Raw genomic sequence first — 6,715 nt, 5'->3', positions numbered from 1 at the left:
CCGGAACGCATGAGCAGCTTATGGAGTTGAAAGGCGGTTACTGGCAGCTTCAGAGCGGGGTGCAGAGCTGACGTTCAAGAGCGTTTCGTTACACCCGAAACGGCCTTGCAACAGAGAAGCGCCTGACGATTCGGTGCCGCGATCGCCCCCACGGCGACAGCCGCTTCGTTGCGCGTGATTGCCCCTAAGTTTCGGCTGCCGTGGCTTCTCACCTCCAAATCAAAGGACCGGAAGTCCCCCTCGCCGACAAGCTTGAGGAAGAAGCCATGTCGGCTGGTGCATCGACACAGATGGGTAGGGTCTGGTCTTAGCGGCCATGGCGCAGTCTGCTGCGGTAGTCGTGCGCTTGCCAGTTGGCGCGCGCCAGCCATTGCGGCTCGGGCTGGCGCGCCGCCAGTTCGGCGTCGATCTCGACCTCGTCAAAGCCTGACCTGCGGGCCATCGCATATTGATCGGCGATAAGGTGGCCCTGCGCGCGCAATCGCCCGGCATAACCCATGCGCCGCAGTCGCACCGCAAGCGTAAAGCCCCGCCCGTCACTGAAGGCGGGAAAACCGATGCGGATCGCGGCAAGGCGCGGCAGATCGCAGCGCAGTGCCTCGGGCTCTGCGGTGGTTGGCAGATCGACCCAGGGGCCTGCATAGGTGTCTGGGCCAAAGCCGCTGTCGGTGACGATGACACTCATGATGCGGCCCTGCTACGCACGATGCGCCCTTGCTCGACATGGATGCCACATTCGATCTTGTCGCGGCCACGCCAGCGCCCGGCGCGTGGGTGCTCGCCCGCGCCGGCTGGCGTGGTGCAGGGCGCGCAACCGATCGACGGATAGCCGCGCGCCACCAACGGATGCCGCGGCAGATCATGTCGCTCCATGTATCCGCGCAGATCGTTGGTGCCATATCCTGCCAACGGGTTGACCTTGATCTGGTCAGTGTCTGGATCGCGCTCGAACATCGCCAGCCCTGCGCGCTGCCCGCCTTGGAACCGCTTTCGCCCACTGATCCAGCCACTAAAGCCCGTAAGCGCCGAGGCGAGCGTGCGGGTCTTGCGCAGATCGCAGCAGGCGTCAGGGTCGGCGCTGTGCAGCAAGGCGTCTGGGTCGTTCAGGAACAGCTCTACCCGGTTTGGCTGGATCCGCCGCACATCGGTGAAGCCAAGCTGCCGCGTCAGGGTTTCCTGATACGCAAGCGTTTCGGCAAAAAGCATCATCGTGTCGATGAATATCACCGGGATACCGCGATCCACTTGGGCCACCATGTGCAGAAGCACCGCCGACTCGCCGCCAAAGCTGGAGACCAGCGCCAAAGGCCCTAGCGCCCCCGAAAGCGAAAAGCGGATTGCGCCCTCGGCGTCGTTTTCGAAGCGCGCATTCAGCGTGTCGATATCGGCAAGCCGTCGTTTGGAGATTTGGGGGGCGTCAGGCTGCATCGGCGCTATCCAATTCATAAAGCGCCGCCTGAAAGGGCGATAGCCCGAGTCGGCGGTAGGCTTGCAAAAAGGTTTCATCACGGCCCTCGCGAAGGCGCAGATATGCCCGCAAGATCCGCTCTATGGCTGGCACGATCTGGTCATAGGCAAAGCCCGGACCGGTGCGCGCACCAAGTGCTGCATCTTCGCTACCGTCGCCGCCAAGCGTGATCTGATAGGTTTCGACCCCGGCCCTATCGAGGCCGAGAATGCCGATATGCCCGACATGGTGGTGCCCACAGGCGTTGATGCAGCCCGAGATCTTGATCTTGAGCGGGCCGATGTCGTGCTCAAGCTTCAGGCGCTCGAAATGTGTGGCGATCTCTTGCGCCACGGGGATAGAGCGCGCGGTGGCGAGGGCGCAGTAATCCATTCCGGGGCAGGCGATGATGTCAGAAAGAAGGCCCACGTTCGCCGTGGCAAGGCCATGCGCCTTCAGTCGTTGCCAGACCAAGGGCAGGTTGCCCAATTCCACATGCGGCAACACGAGGTTCTGCTCGTGGCTGACCCTGATTTCGCCGTAGCCGAAACGCTCGGCCAAATCGGCCACCGCGCGCATCTGGGAGCTTGTCGCATCGCCGGGGCTTGCACCATGGGCTTTCAGGCTGATGGTCACGACGGCGTGGCCTTTGTCGCGGTGTGGGTGCAGGTTGGTATCGGCCCATGCGCGAAAGGCGGGATTTGCCGCTCGGGCATCGTGATAGGCTGTGTCCGGCGCGCTTTTGCTTAGCGGCACACGAAACTGTGCGGCAATCCGGCCCAATTCGGCTTCTGTTGCGGCGGGGTCAAAATCGGGGCGGATCTCGGCAAAGCGCGCCTCTACAAGGTCTCGCACAGCCTCAAGCCCGTTCTCGTGGACAGCGATCTTGATGCGCGCCTTGTGCTTGTTGTCGCGCCGCCCAAGCAGGTTGTAGGTGCAAAGGATGGCTTCCAGATACGGCAAAAGCTCGCTTGCAGGCAGAAACGCGCGGATAACCTTGCCCAGCATCGGTGTGCGGCCAAGGCCGCCGCCGACGATCACCTCAAAGCCTGCCGCGCCGTCAAGGGTGACCATCCGCAGGCCGATATCATGTGCCCGCGTCACCGCCCGGTCACGCGGGCTGCCGGTGATTGCGATCTTGAATTTCCGTGGCAGAAACTGGAACTCGGGATGATCGGTGGACCATTGGCGGATCAGTTCGGCCCAAGGGCGCGGGTCGGTGATCTCGTCAGCTGCGGCGCCGGCGAAATGGTCCGAAGTAACGTTGCGCACCGTGTTGCCGCTGGTCTGGATGGCGTGCAGCCCCACCTCGGCCAGCGCGTCCAGCATATCCGGCACGTCGGTCAGCGCGGGCCAGTTGAACTGGATATTCTGGCGCGTGGTGAAATGGCCATAGCCTCGGTCCCATCTTTCGGCGATGTCGGCCAGCGCGCGCAACTGCGCGGGGTTGAGCGAGCCGTAGGGGACAGCGACGCGCAGCATGTAGGCGTGAAGTTGCAGATAAAGGCCGTTCATCAGCCGAAGCGGGCGGAACTCTTCCTCGGTCAGCGAACCGTCGAGGCGGCGTGCCACCTGCGCGCGGAACTGGCGGTTGCGCTCGGCCAAGAAGGCGGTGTCGAAGTCGGTGTAGGCATACATCGGCTATGTCCTCAGGCTGGGATTCGCGCGGCATGCGAAGGGCCGTCGCGGCGAAAAACCTCGCGAAAGTGCAGCGGCTCGGGGCCCTGCGGCGTTGGGCGGACTTCGGCCAGATAACAGCCTACCACTTCACCCATGCGGGCCTGCGCGCGGGCAAGGGCGGCTTCGGCTTGGGCGGCGTCAAGATATACGCATGCGGCGCGCATCTCGTGCGACCAGTCGTCCGATGCGGTCAACCAGACCACCTTGCCCGACCGAAGGGCATTGGCGGTCACCACCGTTGCGGGGGCGTGCTGGGCCATCTCAGGCCAACTCTTCAAGGGGTAGGGCGGCGTTTGCCGCAACCTCCGCCGCGCGCTTGGGCGCAAGGCCAAACAGCAGCACCACCGGCCCGGTCGGCGGCTCTGCGCCAAGATCGGTCGCCATCCGGTCAAGCCGCGTGGCAAGCACCCGTTGGTTGGGGCGGCTTGCGTTTTCGACCGCCGTGACCGGCGTTGCAGCATCGGCACCATGCATCAGCAATCGCCCCTGCAAAAAGCGCGACGCGCGCAAGCCCATGTAGATCGCTGCCACCGCGCCCGGCCGCGCCAGTGCGCGCCAATCCTGTTCGGCAAAACCTTCCAGATCATGCGCGGTCAGGATGCGCAGGTCCGAATTGCGCGCGCGCCGGGTCAGGCTGGTGCCAATCGCCGCCGCGGCGGCAGAGGCCGCGGTGATCCCCGGCACCACGGCCCAATCGACACCAGCCGCATCGAGTGCTTCGGTTTCTTCGTCCAGCCGGGCGAACACGGTTGGGTCGCCCGCCTTGAGCCGCACCACCTGCGCGCCCGCGCGGGCGTGGGCGATCATCGCGGCGTTGATCTCTGCCTGTGAGGCCGAGGGGCCAAACCCCTCTTTCCCCATTGCGATGAAAACCGCCTCGCGTCGGGCGAGATCAAGGATCTGCTGCGGCACCAGCCGATCATGAATAACCACATCGGCGGCATCGAGCAGCCGCCGCGCGCGTAGGGTCATCAACTCCGGATCGCCAGGGCCGGCACCCACCAGATCGACCCGACCGGGGCGCGGGGCGCGCGCCAGATGGCGCGCAAGCAGGTCGTGCAGCGCGTGATCCAGCAGTTCTTCACCAACCTCCGCCAGCACTTTCGGACCTGCGTCGAAGTAGTAATCGGCCCAGAAATCGCGCCGCCGCCGCCCCTGTGGCAGCGCCTCTGCCGCGTGGCGAAAGCCCTTTCCTGCGCGGGTCAGTGCGCCCAAGCCTTGCGGCAGGCGCGCTTCGAGGTCGGTCTTGATGGCGCGGGCAAGTACCGGGGCCGCACCTTCGGTGGCAATCGCCACGGTAAGTGGCGCGCGGTCAACGATCGAAGGCGTGATGAAGTCGCTGGCTTCGAGATTGTCCACCACATTGACCAACACCCCTTCGGACCGTGCGAGTCGGGCGATTGCCGCATCCCCCTCGTCGCCGAGCGCGGTGTAGACAAGTGCCGCTTTGGCAAGGTCGCCCGCCACGGGCAGCCGCTGATGCAGCGCCGCGCCCAGCTCTGCGGCCGCTTGCAGCAAATCGGGCTCGGGGGCGGGGGCAAACAGCTCTAGCCTTGCCGAAGTCCGGGCAATGAGGCGCAGCTTTGCCAAAGCCATATCGCCATTGCCGCAAAGCACCACGCGACGGGATGTCAGATCGAGATAGACGGGGAAGTGTTGCATCGGGGCACCTATTCTTGTTGTGCCGACAATAGAACAATTTCCCCCTAATCTGGAATATGCTGTCAGAAACAAGAACAGAAACACCGCATGGCGGGATATGCTGTGATTTCGTCTTGAGGTAGCGGTTAAGGGTAGACCAACTTTCCCTTTGGCGCACATATGCTGGAACGCAGCACCATGCCGCGCGGGCATGGGCGGCCGCCAACCCTGCGCGGCGAGCCATCGGCCGCTATGGCCGCACCGCCTTGGCCAGCGCCAGTTCCGCCGTCAACTGCCTCTGCCATAGGCGTGTGGCAGTGCGCACGATTTCTTGCGTGAACACGGCGCACGCCGCAGGTAAAGCGGTCCTGCCTTGCGCGCGCACTTTCCAATGGCGCGCCACGACCTATGTTCGAGCAAAGGGGTGTCTGATGTTGCTGGCTCTGCGAGATGTGACCAAGACCTATCCGGGGGCCGAGGCCGCAGTGCTTCAGGGCGTATCGTTCAGCATGGAAAACAGCGACATGCTTGCGCTGACCGGCGAGTCGGGGTCTGGCAAAAGCACCTTGCTGCATCTGATCGGCGGGCTGGATAGCGCCGATAGCGGCGTGGTGGCCATTGAGGGAACGGATCTCACGCCGCTGAACGATGTGGCGCGCGCGGCGCTGCGGCGGGGCACGGTTGGGGTGATCTTTCAGCAGTTCAATTTGATCCCTTCGTTGACGGTTGCGGCCAATATCGCCTTTCAGGCACGGCTTGCGGGCCGCCATGACCCGGAACGAGCGCAGGCGCTGGCAGAGCGGCTTGGGCTGCGCGAGCATTTGCACAAATATCCCGAACAACTGTCTGGCGGCCAACAGCAGCGCGTCGCCATCGCGCGCACACTGGCACCGCAACCCAAGCTGGTGCTGGCCGACGAGCCCACGGGCAACCTTGATGAGGCGACGGCGGACACGGTTTTCGCGCTGCTCTGCGAATTGGTCGCGCAGACTGGAGCGGGGCTGATCCTTGCCACCCATTCCGAACGGCTGGCATCGCGCATGGCCCGGCGGTTGCACCTTCGTGCCGGTCGGTTGACGTGAGCGGGGCAATCCTCTCGGCGCTTCTTGGGCACTGGCGGCGCAACCCCTTGCAACTGATCACGTTGCTGGCCGGGCTTGCCTTGGGCACGGCGCTTTGGTCGGGGGTGCAGGCAATAAATGCCGAGGCGCGCGCAAGCTATGACGCCGCAGCTGCAACCCTAGGCGAGGGCAGCTATGCCCAGATCACCGCAAACGGTGGCGAGGCGATTTCGCAGCAGACCTATATCGCGCTGCGGCGGGCGGGGTGGAATGTATCTCCGGTTGTCGAGGGAAGGTTGGCGGCCGTGCGGTTGATCGGGATCGATCCGCTGACAGCGCCGGGCGATATTGGCCATATGCCCTCGGATCAAGCGGCCGATCTTGGGGCGTTTCTTTCGGGCGCGGGGCAAGTGTTTGCGCGCGCCGATACCTTGGCGGCCTTGCCCGAAGCGGGGGCCGAGCGCGTGATCGCCCCCAAGGTTGCGCCCAATACCGCAATCACCGATATCGGTGTGGCCCAACGCCTGCTGAACCGCGAAGGCCAGATCGACCGCCTGCTGGTCGCCCCCGAGCAGCCGATGACCCGCCGACCGCTGGCCGAAATCGCGCCAGATCTGGTTCAAAGCGCCTCGCAGGATAGCAGCGACGTGGCGCGGATGACCGACAGCTTTCATCTGAACCTGACAGCCTTTGGTCTGCTTTCATTCGCCGTGGGCCTGTTCATCGTGCACGGCGCGATCGGATTGGCGTTCGAGCAGCGCCGCCCGGTGGTGCGCACTTTGCGGGCATTGGGCGCGCCGCTGCGGCGGCTGATCGCATTGATGGCGGTTGAGCTTGCCGTTCTGGCGCTGCTGGCGGGGGCGATCGGCGTGGCGCTGGGCTATCT

The 6,715-nt window shown here is 64.5% G+C and carries 7 protein-coding genes; 2 read left to right on the top strand and 5 right to left on the bottom strand.

Going from position 1 to position 6,715, the window contains the following annotated elements; all coding sequences use genetic code 11:
• Positions 1–307: 307 nt before the first annotated feature.
• From ABY403_RS11805 to cysG, 5 genes are read right to left on the bottom strand one after another with little or no spacing between them, the layout of a single operon-like run.
• The gene (locus ABY403_RS11805; RefSeq protein ID WP_372841018.1) at positions 308–685 is read right to left on the bottom strand and encodes a DUF934 domain-containing protein; all 378 of its coding nucleotides are present in this window, start codon (positions 683–685) and stop codon (positions 308–310) included.
• Entirely contained in the window at positions 682–1,428 is a 747-nt protein-coding gene (locus ABY403_RS11800; protein WP_372841017.1) for a phosphoadenylyl-sulfate reductase, read from the bottom strand. Before ABY403_RS11800 ends, ABY403_RS11805 begins: the two co-directional genes overlap by 4 nt.
• A complete protein-coding gene (locus ABY403_RS11795; RefSeq protein WP_372841016.1) occupies positions 1,418–3,085 on the bottom strand; it encodes a nitrite/sulfite reductase in 1,668 nt (555 codons plus the stop codon). Before ABY403_RS11795 ends, ABY403_RS11800 begins: the two co-directional genes overlap by 11 nt.
• Positions 3,086–3,096: 11 nt before the next feature.
• Positions 3,097–3,387 (bottom strand): DUF2849 domain-containing protein, encoded by a 291-nt coding sequence (locus tag ABY403_RS11790; RefSeq protein ID WP_372841015.1) that lies wholly within the window; start codon positions 3,385–3,387, stop codon positions 3,097–3,099.
• 1 nt (position 3,388) lies between these two features.
• Positions 3,389–4,789: a siroheme synthase CysG gene (gene cysG, locus ABY403_RS11785; protein ID WP_372841014.1), complete on the bottom strand. Its 1,401-nt coding sequence runs from the start codon at positions 4,787–4,789 to the stop codon at positions 3,389–3,391.
• A 410-nt stretch (positions 4,790–5,199) separates the two neighbouring features.
• Between cysG and ABY403_RS11780 the strand changes: the two genes are divergently transcribed.
• Both ABY403_RS11780 and ABY403_RS11775 read left to right on the top strand, forming a co-directional pair.
• Complete coding sequence (locus ABY403_RS11780; protein ID WP_372841012.1) at positions 5,200–5,850, top strand: ABC transporter ATP-binding protein; 651 nt, start codon at positions 5,200–5,202, stop codon at positions 5,848–5,850.
• On the top strand, positions 5,847–6,715 hold an 869-nt coding region (locus tag ABY403_RS11775), incomplete at its 3' end, for an FtsX-like permease family protein (RefSeq protein ID WP_372841010.1). The genes ABY403_RS11780 and ABY403_RS11775, both read left to right, overlap by 4 nt.

Origin of the sequence: Phaeovulum sp., assembly GCF_041596715.1 — a bacterium.
In the GTDB taxonomy this organism is placed as follows: domain Bacteria; phylum Pseudomonadota; class Alphaproteobacteria; order Rhodobacterales; family Rhodobacteraceae; genus UBA6213.
Note: the sequence above shows the minus strand (reverse complement) of the source record. Positions and strands in the feature narration are given on the sequence as shown.

Excerpts from the sequence above, each read along its gene's own strand:
- ABY403_RS11805 (WP_372841018.1), bottom strand. The coding sequence starts at position 685 with ATGAGTGTCATCGTCACCGACAGCGGCTTTGGCCCAGACACCTATGCA.
- ABY403_RS11800 (WP_372841017.1), bottom strand. The coding sequence starts at position 1,428 with ATGCAGCCTGACGCCCCCCAAATCTCCAAACGACGGCTTGCCGATATC.
- ABY403_RS11795 (WP_372841016.1), bottom strand. The coding sequence starts at position 3,085 with ATGTATGCCTACACCGACTTCGACACCGCCTTCTTGGCCGAGCGCAAC.
- ABY403_RS11790 (WP_372841015.1), bottom strand. The coding sequence starts at position 3,387 with ATGGCCCAGCACGCCCCCGCAACGGTGGTGACCGCCAATGCCCTTCGG.
- cysG (WP_372841014.1), bottom strand. The coding sequence starts at position 4,789 with ATGCAACACTTCCCCGTCTATCTCGATCTGACATCCCGTCGCGTGGTG.
- ABY403_RS11780 (WP_372841012.1), top strand. The coding sequence starts at position 5,200 with ATGTTGCTGGCTCTGCGAGATGTGACCAAGACCTATCCGGGGGCCGAG.